This window comes from Abyssibacter profundi (assembly GCF_003151135.1).
GTDB classification, from domain to species: Bacteria; Pseudomonadota; Gammaproteobacteria; order Nevskiales; family OUC007; genus Abyssibacter; species Abyssibacter profundi.
Genome location: NZ_QEQK01000002.1, coordinates 198,184 through 212,615, shown reverse-complemented (window position 1 = coordinate 212,615; position 14,432 = coordinate 198,184). Strand labels below are relative to the sequence as shown.

17 protein-coding genes and 1 pseudogene are annotated in these 14,432 nt (G+C 63.4%); 6 read left to right on the top strand and 12 right to left on the bottom strand.

All coding sequences use genetic code 11. From position 1 onward, the window contains the following. Nucleotides 1–41: 41 nt before the first annotated feature. A complete protein-coding gene (purB, locus tag DEH80_RS02725; RefSeq protein ID WP_109718927.1) occupies nt 42–1,409 on the top strand; it encodes an adenylosuccinate lyase in 1,368 nt (455 codons plus the stop codon). A 36-nt stretch (nt 1,410–1,445) separates the two neighbouring features. After that, entirely contained in the window at nt 1,446–1,919 is a 474-nt protein-coding gene (locus DEH80_RS02720; protein WP_109718926.1) for a DUF7931 domain-containing protein, read from the top strand. A 26-nt stretch (nt 1,920–1,945) separates the two neighbouring features. Here DEH80_RS02720 and DEH80_RS02715 read toward each other — a convergent pair whose 3' ends face one another. Both DEH80_RS02715 and DEH80_RS02710 read right to left on the bottom strand, forming a co-directional pair. After that, nucleotides 1,946–2,389 (bottom strand): acyl-CoA thioesterase, encoded by a 444-nt coding sequence (locus DEH80_RS02715; RefSeq protein ID WP_109718925.1) that lies wholly within the window; start codon nt 2,387–2,389, stop codon nt 1,946–1,948. A 44-nt stretch (nt 2,390–2,433) separates the two neighbouring features. After that, nucleotides 2,434–2,817 carry a hypothetical protein gene (locus DEH80_RS02710; RefSeq protein WP_109718924.1) on the bottom strand — a complete coding sequence of 128 codons (384 nt, stop codon included), beginning with the start codon at nt 2,815–2,817 and terminating at the stop codon, nt 2,434–2,436. 209 nt (nt 2,818–3,026) lie between these two features. On the opposite strand from DEH80_RS02710, the gene DEH80_RS02705 reads away from it, so the two are divergent. Next, on the top strand, nt 3,027–3,614 hold the full coding sequence (locus DEH80_RS02705) for a hypothetical protein (RefSeq protein WP_109718923.1): 588 nt from the start codon (nt 3,027–3,029) through the stop codon (nt 3,612–3,614). A gap of 165 nt (nt 3,615–3,779) precedes the next feature. Here the strand turns inward: DEH80_RS02705 and DEH80_RS02700 are convergent, their stop codons facing one another. From DEH80_RS02700 to DEH80_RS02690, 3 genes are read right to left on the bottom strand one after another with little or no spacing between them, the layout of a single operon-like run. Further along, nucleotides 3,780–4,148, bottom strand: a complete 369-nt coding sequence (locus DEH80_RS02700) for a MazG nucleotide pyrophosphohydrolase domain-containing protein (protein WP_109718922.1) — start codon at nt 4,146–4,148, stop codon at nt 3,780–3,782. Then, nucleotides 4,141–4,812, bottom strand: a complete 672-nt coding sequence (locus DEH80_RS02695) for a CoA pyrophosphatase (RefSeq protein WP_165831254.1) — start codon at nt 4,810–4,812, stop codon at nt 4,141–4,143. The genes DEH80_RS02700 and DEH80_RS02695 overlap by 8 nt, the downstream gene beginning before the upstream one ends. Further along, on the bottom strand, nt 4,787–5,125 hold the full coding sequence (locus DEH80_RS02690; protein WP_243412737.1) for a type 1 pili tip component: 339 nt from the start codon (nt 5,123–5,125) through the stop codon (nt 4,787–4,789). The genes DEH80_RS02695 and DEH80_RS02690 overlap by 26 nt, the downstream gene beginning before the upstream one ends. Nucleotides 5,126–5,267: 142 nt before the next feature. Here DEH80_RS02690 and DEH80_RS02685 point away from each other — a divergent pair, with 142 nt between their 5' ends. From DEH80_RS02685 to DEH80_RS02675, 3 genes are all read left to right on the top strand, one after another. Next, a complete protein-coding gene (locus tag DEH80_RS02685) occupies nt 5,268–5,588 on the top strand; it encodes an SCP2 sterol-binding domain-containing protein (RefSeq protein ID WP_109718919.1) in 321 nt (106 codons plus the stop codon). Nucleotides 5,589–5,700: 112 nt separating this feature from the next. Beyond that, entirely contained in the window at nt 5,701–6,249 is a 549-nt protein-coding gene (locus tag DEH80_RS02680) for a class I SAM-dependent methyltransferase (RefSeq protein ID WP_165831253.1), read from the top strand. Then, the gene (locus DEH80_RS02675; protein ID WP_109718917.1) at nt 6,246–6,752 is read left to right on the top strand and encodes a SixA phosphatase family protein; all 507 of its coding nucleotides are present in this window, start codon (nt 6,246–6,248) and stop codon (nt 6,750–6,752) included. Before DEH80_RS02680 ends, DEH80_RS02675 begins: the two co-directional genes overlap by 4 nt. On the opposite strand, the gene DEH80_RS02670 is transcribed toward DEH80_RS02675, so the two are convergent. From DEH80_RS02670 to pstB, 7 genes and pseudogenes are all read right to left on the bottom strand, one after another. Next, on the bottom strand, nt 6,749–7,273 hold the full coding sequence (locus DEH80_RS02670) for a gamma carbonic anhydrase family protein (RefSeq protein ID WP_109718916.1): 525 nt from the start codon (nt 7,271–7,273) through the stop codon (nt 6,749–6,751). The genes DEH80_RS02675 and DEH80_RS02670 overlap by 4 nt on opposite strands. Nucleotides 7,274–7,293: 20 nt before the next feature. Then, nucleotides 7,294–7,974: a tRNA (adenosine(37)-N6)-threonylcarbamoyltransferase complex dimerization subunit type 1 TsaB gene (gene tsaB / locus DEH80_RS02665; protein WP_109718915.1), complete on the bottom strand. Its 681-nt coding sequence runs from the start codon at nt 7,972–7,974 to the stop codon at nt 7,294–7,296. After that, nucleotides 7,971–9,881 carry a DNA repair helicase YoaA gene (gene yoaA / locus DEH80_RS02660; protein WP_207774419.1) on the bottom strand — a complete coding sequence of 637 codons (1,911 nt, stop codon included), beginning with the start codon at nt 9,879–9,881 and terminating at the stop codon, nt 7,971–7,973. Before yoaA ends, tsaB begins: the two co-directional genes overlap by 4 nt. 37 nt (nt 9,882–9,918) lie before the next feature. After that, a complete protein-coding gene (locus DEH80_RS02655) occupies nt 9,919–10,530 on the bottom strand; it encodes a tetratricopeptide repeat protein (protein WP_109718914.1) in 612 nt (203 codons plus the stop codon). Then, nucleotides 10,527–12,797 (bottom strand): penicillin-binding protein 1B, encoded by a 2,271-nt coding sequence (gene mrcB / locus DEH80_RS02650; protein WP_109718913.1) that lies wholly within the window; start codon nt 12,795–12,797, stop codon nt 10,527–10,529. Before mrcB ends, DEH80_RS02655 begins: the two co-directional genes overlap by 4 nt. Before the next feature lie 116 nt (nt 12,798–12,913). Continuing rightward, entirely contained in the window at nt 12,914–13,642 is a 729-nt protein-coding gene (gene phoU / locus DEH80_RS02645; protein WP_109718912.1) for a phosphate signaling complex protein PhoU, read from the bottom strand. A gap of 20 nt (nt 13,643–13,662) precedes the next feature. Continuing rightward, nucleotides 13,663–14,394: pseudogene (gene pstB / locus DEH80_RS02640) on the bottom strand (phosphate ABC transporter ATP-binding protein PstB); the annotation flags it as partial. Nucleotides 14,395–14,432 lie beyond the last annotated feature (38 nt).

Genomic DNA, 14,432 nt, shown 5'->3' with positions numbered 1-14,432 from the left:
GGAGTTAGAATACGCGGCCATTTTCCGCCCCCGCACGCCGCATGAAGCTCACATCGCTGTCCGCACTGTCCCCGATTGATGGCCGCTACGCTGACAAGACCTGGGACCTCCGCGAGATCTTCTCCGAGTACGGATTGATGCGATACCGGATGCGGGTGGAGATCGCGTGGCTGCGCGCACTGGCCGCCCACCCGGAGATCGAAGAGGTGCCTGCGTTCTCCGAAGAAGCCAATGCCGCGCTGGATGAAATTGACGCTGGCTTTGATCTGCAGGCCGCGCAACGCGTTAAGACCATCGAAGACACGACCAATCACGATGTCAAAGCGATCGAGTACTTCCTCAAGGAGCGCTTCGCGCCGAAGCCCGAACTGGCCGCAGTTTCGGAGTTTCTGCACTTCGCTTGCACGTCCGAAGACATCAACAACCTGGCCCACGCGCAAATGCTCAACGATGCGCGCTCGCGCTTTCTGCTACCGCAGTTCGATGCACTCATCGAACGTCTGCGCGAAATGGCCCATACCCTGGCACACCAGCCCATGCTGTCGCGCACCCATGGCCAACCGGCCTCACCGACCACGCTGGGCAAGGAAATCGCGGTATTCGTCCATCGCCTGCGCCGTCAGCGCGACACGCTGGCCGCCGTCGTGATCCAGGGCAAGATCAACGGAGCCGTTGGCAACTTCAACGCACACATGGCGGCCTACCCCGAGGTGGACTGGCCGAAGCTGTCGGCCTCCGTGCTGGCCGAGCTGGACATTGCGCCGGCACCCGCCACCACGCAGATCGAACCGCATGATTACATTGCCGAGTACTTCAATGCCGTTGCTCGGGCCAACACCATCCTGATTGACTTCGCCCGCGATATCTGGGGCTACATCGCGCTGGGCTATTTCAAGCAACGCATGGTCGAGACCGAAGTCGGCTCTTCAACCATGCCGCATAAGGTCAACCCCATCGACTTCGAAAATGCGGAAGGCAACCTGGGCGTGGCGAACTCGGTCATGACGCATCTGGCAGAAAAGCTGCCCATCTCGCGCTGGCAGCGCGACCTCTCCGATTCCACCACCCTGCGCAATCTGGGTGTGGGTCTGGGCCATGTAATGATCTCGCTGCAGTCGCTGAATCGTGGCATTGGCAAACTCGAGGCCAACCCCGCAGCCATGGGCGCTGATCTCGACGGCAACTGGGAGGTGCTCGGCGAGGCCATCCAGACCGTCATGCGTCGACACGGCATTGAGAAGCCTTACGAACAGCTCAAGCAGCTGACTCGCGGCCAGCGGGTCGATCAGGCACGGATGGCCGAGTTCATCGAAGGTCTGGCACTGCCGCAGGCTGTCAAGGCACGCCTGCTCGCCATGACGCCTGCCTCGTACATCGGTAACGCTGCGGAACAGGCCCTGGCGTGCTAGCGGCGCTCGGAGCGACGCGGTAAGGAGCGACCGGCAGTGAACGACACGGCGCCACCGCTGGACCTGACAGGCGGCATCCTGCACATCGCCGCCCAGGCACAGCATGAACTGGCGATCTTTTCGTCGGTGCTGGAACCCCGGCGCTACGGCACCGTAGGTCTGCACGACCTGCTACGCGCCCTGGCGCTCGGCCACGCACGTAACCGGGTCCGGATTCTGGTCCGCGAACCCCAGCGCGTGCTGGCCGATGGCGCGCATCGGCTGGTGGAACTGGCCCGGCTGATCCCAAGCCGGGTCAGCATACGCGCCGCGACAGCACCTGCGGACTCCCTGCGTGAGGAGTGGATTCTGGCCGACCGGTCAGCCTTTTTGCTGCGACCCAACGCAGGCGATGATGCCGCAGTCCACAGGCCGGACGACCCTGGCCGGACGGCGGAGCTGCTCAGCCAATTCGAAACCTATTGGGCGCACGGCGCCACCTGTCGGGAGCTGTCCGCGCTTCGAATCTGAGACCCGGCGGCTCCGGTGCAGCTTCGCTACGCCCCAAGCCCCGGCTCGTAGGCCAATAACGCGTCGCGCAGCACATCAGGAATGGCAGTGGTCTGCTGCGCGGCGTAGTCAAACCAGACGGTCACCGCCTCGGTCACGGCCACCAGGCGCTCGGAATTCCGGCGAAACATCCCGACCTCAAACACCAGGCTGCTACGCCCGAGCTTTGCGATACGACAGCCGGCGTCCAAGTCATCGGGGTACTTCAACTGCTCGACAAAATCGCAGCTTGTGCGCGCCAGGATTAAATCCTGCGAATCGGGCAACGCCTGACGCGGGAAATTGTCATCCCGATACGCCAGCCGCGCAGACTCGGAAAAGGTGAAATAGCGCGCATTGTTCACATGCCCCAGCGCATCCATATCGCCCCAACGAATCTGAATGGGATACCAGTAGCGATAGTCATCACGACTGCGTTCGATGGTGGGCACGAGCAATCCTTACGAGGTGGGCTAAGACGCTGCGGCTGAGCCGGTCAGTCGTCTTCGTCCTTGGACAGACGGTGGTAGCTACGCAGGTTCATGAATAGGAACAGCCCGCAGGTCACCACATGGATGAATGCGAACAATTCGGCCTGAGGCGGGAAGTCAAAGGCGTAGAGACAGAACCAGAAACTCAGACCAACAATGACAACCTGCAGGACCAACCATGCGGAGAACTTCGGCATGACGGCCTGCGCGGCAATGACGGAGATCAGGAACACGGCGAACGCCAAACCGCTGACGGTGACGTACTCCAGCGTGAACTCCGGGGCGGTCGGCAAATTGAGATAGAAAAACCGCGGCGCCCAGACCAGGAACAGGGCCAAGCACAGCAAAAAATAGCCGGTCAGCCCGATTCCAGATAGCAATGCCCGCATGGTGACTCCTCTCATTCGTGAACGCGCACGTGCGCCGACTTCTTCAAACCGCCATTTGATCGGCGCAACCACTGCGAGGCGGATCGCCCCCGACGGTCGTGACACATCCGATGTGCCGAGGATTCAAGCAGCCTGCCAGGAAGAAGGCAAGCAAGGCGGACGCTGTTATTCTTCCCGCACATTCGGGGACAGTGCCCTCTGGGGGTTTCATGCGTTGCGCGTCGTTCATTCTGCTCGCGGTCACCATCGGCCTGACGGCCTGCGCCAGCACATCCGGGGTGAACCGGCTGGCATTTGGCGAGTATCTGCGAGACGGCTATCAGCTCAGCGACCGCGAGCTGCGCGCGCTGCAGTACTACGTCTCCGATGACATCCACCTGCGCCGGATTGTCGAGTCCGGCAATCGCAGCATCGGACGGGGCATTCTGCTGGAGCGCAACGCGCGGGTGGTCGATGAGATTCTGATCGAGGCCGGCACCCCGGGCATTGCCGTGGGCGTGGGTAACGACTGGGTTGCCGTGAGTTTCGAGCCGGGCTCGTACCTGTATTTCAGTTCACGTAACGATGGCGTGCATGTCGTCGGCGACCCGGGCCGGCCCGGGGACCTCTACTACCTGTGGGCAACGGATTGGATGCAGGGCACGGGCGTGGTCTACATCAACGGCGTGCCCTATGAAGCTCAACCCGAGAATGCCTATGCGCATCTCCAGGTCGAGCGCAAAGCCCTGGCTCGCTCCGAGGCGCGTGATCGCGTGCAGCCCGGACGAAAACTCTATGACGAACGAGGTTCGCGCTAGGCAGACACCGCCCCAGTTTCATAACCGGGCGACCACCTCAGCCCCGGTCCAAAGACCGTCTGCTTCGTGCCGGAGCCGCGCCCAGCCAGGCCGCCTCCGGTCCAGGCAGGCGCCATCCGTCGACTTGCGGGATAGGGCCTCGCCGATCAGGGCACGTAGGCCGTCCTAGCCGGCTGATCGCTCCAACTGCTTGGCGGCCTCCCAGGCCGCATCCATTTCGTCCAGATGTTCGGCGTTCATCGGCCGGCCGGCCTCCGCCATCACCTGTTCGACATGGGCGAAGCGACGCTCGAACTTCGCGTTGGCGGCCAACAGGGCCTCGGTGGGCTCGATTTTCAGATGCCGCGCCAGATTGACGACGGCAAACAGCAGGTCACCCAGCTCTTCACTGCGGTGGCTCGCGTCCCCAGCGGCGGCCAGCTCATCGAGTTCCTCGCGCACCTTGTCCCACACACCCTCGGCATCGGGCCAGTCAAAGCCTTTGGCAGCCGCGCGGTGCTGCAATTGGGCGGCGCGCGCCAATGGGTCAAGCATGGGATTCGGCGACGCGAGTGGCCAGGTTATGCAACATGCCGGCGGTGGCGCCCCAGATGCGCCAGTCCTGCCACATGAGCTCGTAGTAGGGAATCTCGACGCCCATGCGCCCCACCGACTTGCGGCGGTATCTGGACAAATCCAGCACATGGATCAGCGGGACTTCGAACACGGCGTCCACCTCCACCCCATCGGGTTCATAGCTGGCCGTGCCGTCGACCTGCGCGACCACGGGCGTCACGCAAAACCGCGTCACGGTCGGGTAATCGTCCAGGTAGCCAATGACCTCCGAGGCCTGCGGGTTCAGCCCGATTTCCTCATCGGCTTCACGCAAGGCCGCATGCGCCGTCGTGGCATCCCCGTCCTCGATACGGCCACCCGGAAAGCTGATCTGCCCGGCGTGGTCCCGCAACCGCTCTGACCGCTGGGTCAGCAGCACATGGGGGCCATCGCTGCGATCAAGAATGCCGACCAGCACGGCGGCCGGGCGCAAGGATTTCTGCCAATGAGGACCGAGAATGCGATCGATGCCCAGCGGCAGGTCCAGCCGCGTCACCGGACGCGGTGGCATGGCGCTGGTCGAGGCCAACGCGCGGCGTACGCGCACCAGTGGGTCGGGCACGGGTCGGATGGCCGCGTCAGCCACCGCCACCTTCAGAGTCACTGTTCTTGAGCCGTTCCACATGCTGGTCGATCAGCGCGCGATAACGCGGGGTCAGGCCCGCATCGGCGTAGATCGGGTCACCCTCCTCGTCGACCTCCGCCACCGGCCCTCGCTCGTAGGGAAACTCGGCCTCGATCTGGTCGAGCGCCGCAGATAACAAATCGGTCAGTATCTGCTCTTCGCTTCGGCCGGGGAATAATTCACTCAGCGCCGCAATCTTGGCTGCATCGAACAGCGGCAGGCGGATCTCATAGACTTTCGCAGCTCGCGGAGCAGCCGCATCGCTTTGCCACTGCTCAAGGAGTTGTTTCATTCGCATCGACATTTTGGGTCTGTGCCTAGCGCGTCACTATACCCCCTTGTCATCGTCGCGTTGCCACCATGACAAGCCCGCAGGTAGCATGCAGCCTCAACTTTTTTCGGCCATCCACGGATGGCAACCAGGAGACCAAGCGATGGATATGGAGACGGTGTTCAAGAACATGCCGGCGGCATTCAATGGCGAAGAAGCCGGAGATCTGTCCGCGACCGTGCAGTACAAGGTCAGCGCGCCCAAGTATTGCGTGATCGACAACGGCACCCTCACCGTGCACGACGGTGTCAGCGACAATGCTGATGTCACGCTGACGCTGGACGATGACGATTTCATCGCACTGATGACCGGCGAACTCAACGGCATGACCGCGTTCATGACCGGCAAGCTGCAGCTGGAAGGTGATCTGATGCTGGCGCAGAAGCTGTCGTCGATGTTCGACGCCAGTCAGCTCGGCAACTAATCCCCTCGGGTCGCAACGGCACGCGAAGGCACTCGCCTTCGCGTGCTTTTTTATGGCCGCCTCAGTGGATCAGACGCTAAGCATCGCCCCCGTACGCTGGACAGGCGATGAGATGCGCCGCCGCATTCGCGGTGGCCGTCGTCAGCCGCTTGCGCGCGCCTGTGGTCTGGGGCGCATCGACTCGCTGCGGATTCTCGATGCGACGGCCGGCTACGGGCGTGATGCGTTTGTGCTGGCCGCACTGGGGGCCAAGGTCATGCTCAGCGAGCGACTGCCACCACTGGCCGATGCGCTGGTGGCCGCCCATGCCCAGGCCCTGGACGATCCCGCAATCTGCGCGGTCGCGGCCCGCATGACGGTCTCCGCCGGTGACAGTCGCGCATTAATGCAGCAGACCCAGCCGCCCTTCGACGTGATCTACCTCGATCCCATGTATGCCCCACCCGGGCAGAAAGCCCTGGCCAAGGCGCCCATGGAAGCACTGCGACATCTCACCGACGGTGACCCTGATGCGCGGGAGCTGGCCCAGCTGGCATGGGAACACACCGGCAGACGCGTCGTCATCAAGCGATCACCAAAGGCGCCGACACTGCTGGACCGGAAGCCTTCGTTCATCCTCAAATCCAACCGCGTTCGCTACGACGTCTACGTGCGCTCATGAAGACTCTAACCCTCATTCGGCACGGCAAATCCGACTGGAACGAACCCGGGCTCCCAGATTTCGACCGCACGCTCAATGCACGCGGCCGGCGCGATCTGCCCGCCATGGCGGCGCGCTGGTCGGCCCGCCACCCGATGCCAGACCAGGTGCTATCGAGCCCGGCCGTCCGCGCCGCCACCACGGCAAGAGGACTGCTGCTTCAACTCGGTCTGCCGGCGGATCAGATTGACTACCAGGCCGCGTTGTACCTGGCGCCACCGCAGACGATCTGGTCGATGATTCATCACCATGGCCGCGGCGACGACCTCTGGGTTGTGGGGCACAACGAGGGGATCAGCGAGCTTGCCGCCGCGCTTGTGCCCATCGAGCTACCGCCGCTGCCAACCTGTAGCTGGATGCGCTGCGCCCTGGACGTGACGGACTGGCCTGAAACCCTGCCCCACGCTCAGTGCCGGCTGATCGAACTGGCAACGCCCAAGGGCCTGGTCGACCTGGGTGGCTAGGTCAGCGGCTTGAGGTCTCGGGCAAAGCGCGCGGCATTCTGCACGTAGTGCGTGGCGGATGCCTTGAGCATCTTGGCCGTTTTCTCGTCCAATTCGCGCACGACCTTGCCCGGCGAACCCATGACCAGTGAGTAATCCGGAATCTGCTTGCCTTCCGGAATCAATGCGTTGGCGCCGATGATGCAGTGCTTGCCGATGACGGCACCGTTGAGAATCACAGAATTAATGCCAATCAGTGAGCCATCGCCGATGGTGCATCCGTGCAGCATGACCTGATGGCCCACCGTCACGTCCTCGCCCACGGTTAACGGGATGCCACTATCGGTGTGCAACACGGCAGCGTCCTGAATGTTCGAGCGCGCGCCCACCGTGATGAGATCACAGTCCCCGCGTATGACCGCGTTAAACCAGACGCTGCTTTGCTCGTGCAGACGCACGCGGCCGATGACAGTGGCGTTGTCCGCGATGTAGTGACCATCTCCGATCAGTTCCGGCTGGTCGTCTCCGAGGGCATAGAGCATGGGCGTCTCCCGTGGTGTGATTAACGTTCTGTCGTTCTTGTCTGATGGACGACCTGATCGCGCAGGTAAGTCGGCTCCAATTCCGCCGGGGCCACCGTCGGGCTGCCGAGCAAAGCAAGCTCGGCCATGGCCCGCGCCGTAGGCAGCTGGACCCCACTGTCCTGTAGCGGGCAGCCCACGGCGCTGCGTAACAGCTCTGGATGCCGGCCCCAGCCCGTTCCGGCCGTTCGAACCCGCTCGGAATTCAGGGCCGGCACCGCTTCCGGCGCACAGACGCGCTCGGCGACCCGTTGTTCAGGCAGCGCATCGCATTGCACTCGGTAACAGGCGAAATAAACACCCCCCGCCCGTGCGTCGATCGCCACCGCCACATCGCAAGGGGCCTGGTCTCGACCCGCCTGCCAAGCCATCGCAGCCAAGCTCGACACGGGGGCCACCGGACAGGCCAGCCCCTGGGCCAAGCCCTGCGCGCAGGCCACACCGATGCGGATGCCCGTGAAGGCCCCGGGGCCACGCCCGACAACGATCAGCTCAAGATCGGAGACCGACGCCCGCAAATCAGACAGGACGTCCTGGACCATGGGCATGAGCCGGTCGGTATGCCCACGGCCGATGGTCTCGGCGCGCTCGGCCCACGCACCGTCGATCAGCGCCGCGGCCGAACACGCTTCGGTGGAGGTATCAATGGCCAGCAGGTTCATGCCGAAACCTCTCGAAGAAACGCGAGGATGGGTGCGCGCTCCCGCTCGACGGGAAACGGGGGCAGGCTGTTGAGAAACGACCGCCCATAGCCTGTGCGATGAATGCGCGCGTCAAAGATCACCAGCACACCGCGATCACTCGCGCCGCGGATGAGCCGCCCCGCCCCTTGTTTGAGGGTCATGGCCGCATGCGGGATTTGATAGTCCCGAAAGGGTTCCAGACCTTGCGATTTGAGCCACTCCACCCGCGCTTTTAGCAGCGGATCACTCGGCGACATGAACGGTAGACGGTCGATCATGACCAGTCGCAGCGCCCGGCCGGGCACATCCACACCCTCCCAGAACGACTGGGTGCCGACGAGCACGGCATTGCCATCGTCACGGAACTGCTCAAGCAGTCGATTCTTTGGGCCCTGACCTTGCTGTAGCACGGTGAGGTTCGAGCGCTGCGCCAACCACTCTCCGTATTCGCGAACTGCGGCGTGGCTGGTGCAGAGCAAGAATGCGCCGCCGGCGCTGGCTTCAATCAATTCGACGGCAGCGTCGGCAACGGCCGCGCGATAGTCCGGCGATCGGGGGTCTGGCATGGCAGGCAGGTAAAGCCTGGCCTGCTTTGCGAAATCAAAGGGGCTGTCAAACGCGGCCTCGGCGGCCGTATCGGCGCCGATCTCCCGCTTGAAATGGTCAAAACGTCCATCGACTGCCAGCGTTGCGGAGGAGAACACCCAGGCAGCCGGCTCGCGCTCACGACTGGCCTGGAAGCGGTCTGCGATGACCAGTGGCGTACAACGCAGCGCGAAGTTGCTACGGCTGACCTCAGCCCAGCGCACGTGGTCCGGCTCCTGATCCCCGCTGATGGCGTGCAGGCGGGTGACCAACACATCGCAACGCTGGGCACAGGTGGTCAGTCCATCACTGGCCTCTTCAACCAGACGCAACTGGGACTGTACGGCCACCAGTGCCTCGTCCAGCTCACGCAGGGCGGTTTGTGCGGCCACACCGTCAAAAACGGCATCCCAGGCCTGCCGCCCTCCAATACGAGGTAGCTCACGGTATAGCTGATCCACCTGATCCGATAAGGCATGCAGTGCGTCAATGAAGTCCGTCGCGCCGGCCCCAACCTCCTCGGCCTCGCGCTGAGCATCGCCCACCAGCTCACGTAACTGGCGGGCTGATAAGGCATAACCGAAAAACTGCCCGGCGACATCGGGAATCTGATGGGCCTCGTCCACAATGACGATATCGGCGCCTGGTAGCAGCTCGGCAAACCCGGTGTCTTTCAGCGCCAGGTCGGCAAACAGCAGGTGGTGATTCACCACCACCACATCGGCCGCCTGCGCTTTACGCCGGGCATCCATCACCCAGCAGTCGTCGTAGCGGGGACATCGCTGGCCCAAGCAGTTATCCGCTGTTGAAGACACATGCACCCGGGCCGGCGAATCATCATTCAGCCCTTCGACCCCGGCCAGATCACCGTCGCGCGTCCGCCCGGCCCAGCGCCGCACGCGCTGGACATCACGGCGAACAAAGGCGGACAGACTGCCGTCATCCAGCGCCTGTTCCATACGGTACAGACACAGATAATTGGATCGCCCCTTCAGTCGCGCGATACGTCCGCCCAGCGCCAGCGCGTCCCGTGCTGCGGGAAGATCGCGTTCGAAAAGCTGATCTTGCAGGGCTTTGGTCCCGGTCGAGATCAGCGTGCGCTGGCCGCTGAGCAGCGCCGGCACCAGATACGCCAGCGTTTTCCCGGTTCCGGTCGCGGCTTCGACCACCAGCGGGACGCGTGTTTCGATGGCGCGAGCCACGGACTCGGCCATGGCGGTCTGCTGATCCCGCGGCTGGTAGCCCGGAAATGCCTGAGCCAGCGGGCCGTTGGAATCGAAGGCCCGTGTCACATCACTCACGTGAGCCCGCCCTGCCGCTGGGGTCGTGCCGGGCCGGTCACGTCTGGGATCGCTCCGCCTGCTCCGCTGACCGGGCAGCCTGATCGGCCTGATCGGTATGGCCCTCAGCCCGCCAGGCCGCTTCAGCGATGCGCCACGCCGGACCTGTGACGTAGGGATTGCCCGACGCCAGGGAGCGCGCTCGACGGGCCATCTGCCGGGCCTGCTCCGTATCGGACTGCTCGAGGTGAATCTGCCCCAGCAACAACCAGAGAAACGGATTCCGGGGTTCGATGCGCAGTGCACGCTCCAACTGCGCGGCTGCGCCCTGCAAATCTCCCTGTGCGCGTTGCGTGGCAGCCTGATCTGCGAGCGCAATTGCCGCCGGGCCGGCGACATCCCGTAGGTTTCGGGGGCCAGAAAATTCAGGAGCCGAAGGCTCTGGAATCGGGGTCGCTTCAGGCCAGTCGTTGATTTCCGGCGAGGGCTCCGGTTCGCTCGGGCGCGTCCAGGGCGGGCTCTGCCGCTGCGGTTCACGCTCTGACCGGCTGTCTTCAACAACCGGTGGCTCCGGATACGGCCAGACGGGCTCGCGCTGGCCTTGTTGGCGCAGGCTGCCGCAGGCGCTGAGCAAACAAGTCAGCAGGCCGACGAGATAAAAAGACTTCATGGTCCGAACAATCGCTCCCAAAATCCGGTATCCGGCTCGGCCGCAGCCGCACAACTGGCCCAGGTGTCGGGGGCCGAACCCGGTAGATACGGTACCAGCAGCCGATCCTCACATTGTGTGTCGGCCAGGGCATCCTGTTGCGGCACCACCCAGATCGGTTCGGCTTGGCCCGTGGCAAACAAGTCCACCGGCCGCGGGTCCAGTGCCGCCATCATCCGCGACCACAGCTGCAGGGCGCCTGATGCGCCGGTGAGTTGCGCCGGCTTGTTGTCATCACGCCCCACCCAGACCGTGGCCTGGACATCCCCACCAAAGCCGGCAAACCAGCTATCCCTTAATTCATCCGTGGTACCGGTCTTGCCGGCCAGCGTCGTGGACCGTAGGTACCGCTGGGCGCTGCGCGCCGTGCCATCAATCATCACCCGATTCATTGCCCACTGCACGAGCCCTACGGCATCGACATCCGGCCCGCCACGCAGACGCCGTGCGAACCGCTCCAGCGGCTGACCGTCCCGGTCCTGTACGTCTCGAATCGCCTGCAGCGGTGTGACGAACCCGCCGGCGCCCAGCGAGTTGTACAGCTGGGCGACCTCCAGGGGGGACCGTTCCACCGCACCCAGCGCCAGCGACGGCAGGGGGGCGGGCTTGTGATCATCCCCCAGCAACACGTACTGACGCGCCACATCCTCCATGCCCACTTGCAGCGCCAGCTGCACGGTGGCGAGGTTGTAGCTCTTGGACAAGGCCTCGAACAGCGGGACGTCGCCGTGTAGCTCCCGGTCGTAATTCTCAGGCATCCAGACACTGCCGTTGGGCATGTCCAGTCGCACCGGCGCGTCGGGCAGCAGCGTGGTCAGGCGGTACGACGCCGGGTGCGATAAAGCGGCTAAATAAACCAACGGCTTGGCCAGAGACCCGATCGGACGCTTGGCGTCCAGGGCGCGGTTGAAACCGGCATACCCGGCCTGGCGACCACCCACCAGCGCCAGAATCTCGCCTGTTTCCACCGAGGTCACGACCGCGGCCGCCTCCAGCGAACCGGATTCGATCCCCCGCCCCTGCTCGATGGCATCCAGCCCGGCAAGCACGGCCCGCTCTGCCGCAGCCTGCACCCGCGGGTCAAAGGCCGTGAAGATGCGCAGCCCCTCGCTCGTCAGGTCTTCTTCGCGGTACTGCGCCTGGAGCTGGCGACGCACCAGATCAACGTAAGCGGGATACTGTGAGGTTCCACGGTCGCCACGTGGCCGCACCCCCAGACCGGCTGCCTTGGCAGCCTCGGACTCCTCGGCCGAAATCAAACCATCAGCGGCCATGCGGTCGAGGACCAGATTGCGCCGGGCCAGCGAACGCTCGGGGTTCCGACGCGGGTTGTAGTACGAAGGGCCCTTGACCAGACCCACCATCAGCGCGATTTCCTCAGGCAGCAGCTCTCCTAGCGGCTTGCCAAAATAAAAGCCGCTGGCGAGGCCAAAGCCATGAACTGCACGCGGCCCATCCTGACCGAGGTACACCTCGTTCAAATAGGCCTCGAAAATCTCGTCCTTGCTGTAGTGGATCTCCAACAGAATGGCCATTAGGGCTTCTTTGGCCTTGCGCACCCAGGTGCGCTCGCTGCTGAGGAAAAAATTCTTGATGAGCTGCTGGGTGATCGTGCTCCCGCCCTGCACCACACCGCCGGCCTGCAGGTTGGCCCATGCTGCGCGGGCGATGCCGCTCCAATCGATGCCGTAATGGCGGTAGAAGTCACCGTCCTCGACCGCAATCAGGGTTTGCACCAACAGCGGCGGCACATCATCCAGCCGGACCAACACCCGATCTTCTCCGTGCTTGGGGAAGATGCTGCCGATGAGCATGGGGTCCAGCCGCATGATCGGCACGGATCCACCCGCAGCAGTCTGGATCGCGCGGATGCCGCCGTCACCGAAGCTGATGTCCACCAATCGTTCGGGCTCCGCCCCATCCCAGAACTGGAATCCTCTGGAGGCGATACGGATGCGGTCGCCGACCACGGCGTAGGTACCGGCGCGTTGCGCGTCGGCGCGGCTTCGGTAGCCCAGACGCCGCAACTCGTGCACGACATCCTGCGGCGTCAAACGTTTGCCCGCGTAGAGTTCCAGCGGAGCCGCGTAGATCTGGGCCGGAAGCGCCCAACGCACGCCGTCGAAGCGCGCACGCAACTCCACGTCCAGTCGCATGGTGTAGAGCGCCAGTGCGGACGCTGCCAGGCACAGCACAACCAGCCCGGCGACAAGCAATCGTTGGCGCATCAAATCGCGAAGTGTTGTCTAGAAAACCAGCGAAAGCATAGCAGACCACCCCGCCCGCACGACGCCATATCGCGGGGCCACGGCGATGTGATCGAGACGCCGATCAGCGTTTGAAACTAGCCGTTCCGGGCTTCCAACTCGGCTTCCATCTGAGCCAGGCTGGTATGGCGCACATCCTTGCCCTGAATCAGATAGATCACGTACTCGCCGATATTGCTGGCATGGTCGCCAATGCGTTCAAGTGCACGGGCGGCCCACTGCAAGTCCATCACCGGCCGGATGGTGCGTGGATCTTCCAGCATGAAGGTCAGACACTGGCGGGAGATCGCGTCATACTCGGAGTCGACCTTGCGATCTTCCTTGGCGATCTCCAGGGCATCCTCCGCATCCAGACGGGCGAAGGCATCGAGTACGCGGTGCACCATGCTGGACACCCGCCGCCCCATGGTCTCCACCGGAGACAGCGAACCCGCCGGCGTGGGGTTGGCTGCCAGGCTGGCTGCCATACGGCCGATCTTCTCGGCCTCGTCGCCGATCCGCTCCAGATCGGTAATGGTTTTGACCACCGCCATGATCAGGCGCAGGTCCGTGGCGGCCGGCTGCCGACGCGCAAGCACGCGAATGCACTCCTCATCAATGCCGACTTCCATGGCATTGACCTTGTAATCGCGATTGGCCACCTGCTGACCCAGTTCCCCATCGGCCTCGGTCAGCGCACGTACGGCCTCCGAGACCTGCTGCTCCACCAGCCCGCCCATGGTCAAGACCCGTTGCCGGATATCGTCCAGTTCGGCATTGAACTGCTTAGAAATATGGCTGGAAAGATGCAGATCTGCGTTGCTCATGGGGTCTCCAGAGACGTTGACTAGCCGTAACGTCCCGTAATGTAGTCTTCTGTTTGTTTCTTGCTCGGGTTCGTGAATAGCTGGTCGGTATCTCCAAACTCGACCATCTCACCGAGATACATAAAGGCGGTGTAATCCGACACACGGGCCGCCTGCTGCATATTGTGCGTCACGATCAGAATCGTGAAGTCTTTTTTCAGCTCGGCGATCAGCTCCTCGACTTTCAACGTCGAGATGGGGTCCAGCGCTGAACAGGGCTCGTCCAGCAGCAACACGTCGGGCTGGATGGCGATGGATCGTGCAATCACCAGGCGTTGCTGCTGACCACCGGACATGCCCAATGCCGATTCATTGAGCCGGTCCTTGACCTCATCCCAGAGCGCCGCGCCCTTGAGTGCCCACTCCACCGTTTCATCGAGGACGCGCTTTTTCTTGACGCCCGCCAGACGGAGGCCGTAGGCCACGTTCTCGTAAATCGACTTGGGGAACGGATTCGGCTTCTGGAACACCATGCCGACCTGACGGCGCAGGCGTGCCACGTCGACGTCCTTATCGAAGATGTTCTTGTCGCCCAATCGAATCTCGCCGGTGATGCGCACCGTATCGACCAGGTCGTTCATCCGGTTAAAGCAGCGCAGCAATGTCGACTTGCCGCAGCCACTGGGCCCGATGAACGCGGTGACCTCTCCCTTCTTGATGTCGAGGTTGATGTTCTTGAGCGCCTGCTTCTCCCCGTAGTACAGGTTCAGATCATGTACCGACATGGCCGTGTCGGCGGCAGACGCAGCGA

What these genes read in the sequence shown, in the direction of transcription:
- purB (WP_109718927.1), top strand. Translation starts at nt 42, where the DNA reads ATGAAGCTCACATCGCTGTCCGCACTGTCCCCGATTGATGGCCGCTAC.
- DEH80_RS02710 (WP_109718924.1), bottom strand. Translation starts at nt 2,817, where the DNA reads ATGCGGGCATTGCTATCTGGAATCGGGCTGACCGGCTATTTTTTGCTG.
- DEH80_RS02705 (WP_109718923.1), top strand. Translation starts at nt 3,027, where the DNA reads ATGCGTTGCGCGTCGTTCATTCTGCTCGCGGTCACCATCGGCCTGACG.
- DEH80_RS02700 (WP_109718922.1), bottom strand. Translation starts at nt 4,148, where the DNA reads ATGCTTGACCCATTGGCGCGCGCCGCCCAATTGCAGCACCGCGCGGCT.
- DEH80_RS02690 (WP_243412737.1), bottom strand. Translation starts at nt 5,125, where the DNA reads ATGAAACAACTCCTTGAGCAGTGGCAAAGCGATGCGGCTGCTCCGCGA.
- DEH80_RS02685 (WP_109718919.1), top strand. Translation starts at nt 5,268, where the DNA reads ATGGATATGGAGACGGTGTTCAAGAACATGCCGGCGGCATTCAATGGC.
- DEH80_RS02680 (WP_165831253.1), top strand. Translation starts at nt 5,701, where the DNA reads ATGCGCCGCCGCATTCGCGGTGGCCGTCGTCAGCCGCTTGCGCGCGCC.
- DEH80_RS02675 (WP_109718917.1), top strand. Translation starts at nt 6,246, where the DNA reads ATGAAGACTCTAACCCTCATTCGGCACGGCAAATCCGACTGGAACGAA.
- DEH80_RS02670 (WP_109718916.1), bottom strand. Translation starts at nt 7,273, where the DNA reads ATGCTCTATGCCCTCGGAGACGACCAGCCGGAACTGATCGGAGATGGT.
- tsaB (WP_109718915.1), bottom strand. Translation starts at nt 7,974, where the DNA reads ATGAACCTGCTGGCCATTGATACCTCCACCGAAGCGTGTTCGGCCGCG.
- DEH80_RS02655 (WP_109718914.1), bottom strand. Translation starts at nt 10,530, where the DNA reads ATGAAGTCTTTTTATCTCGTCGGCCTGCTGACTTGTTTGCTCAGCGCC.
- mrcB (WP_109718913.1), bottom strand. Translation starts at nt 12,797, where the DNA reads ATGCGCCAACGATTGCTTGTCGCCGGGCTGGTTGTGCTGTGCCTGGCA.
- phoU (WP_109718912.1), bottom strand. Translation starts at nt 13,642, where the DNA reads ATGAGCAACGCAGATCTGCATCTTTCCAGCCATATTTCTAAGCAGTTC.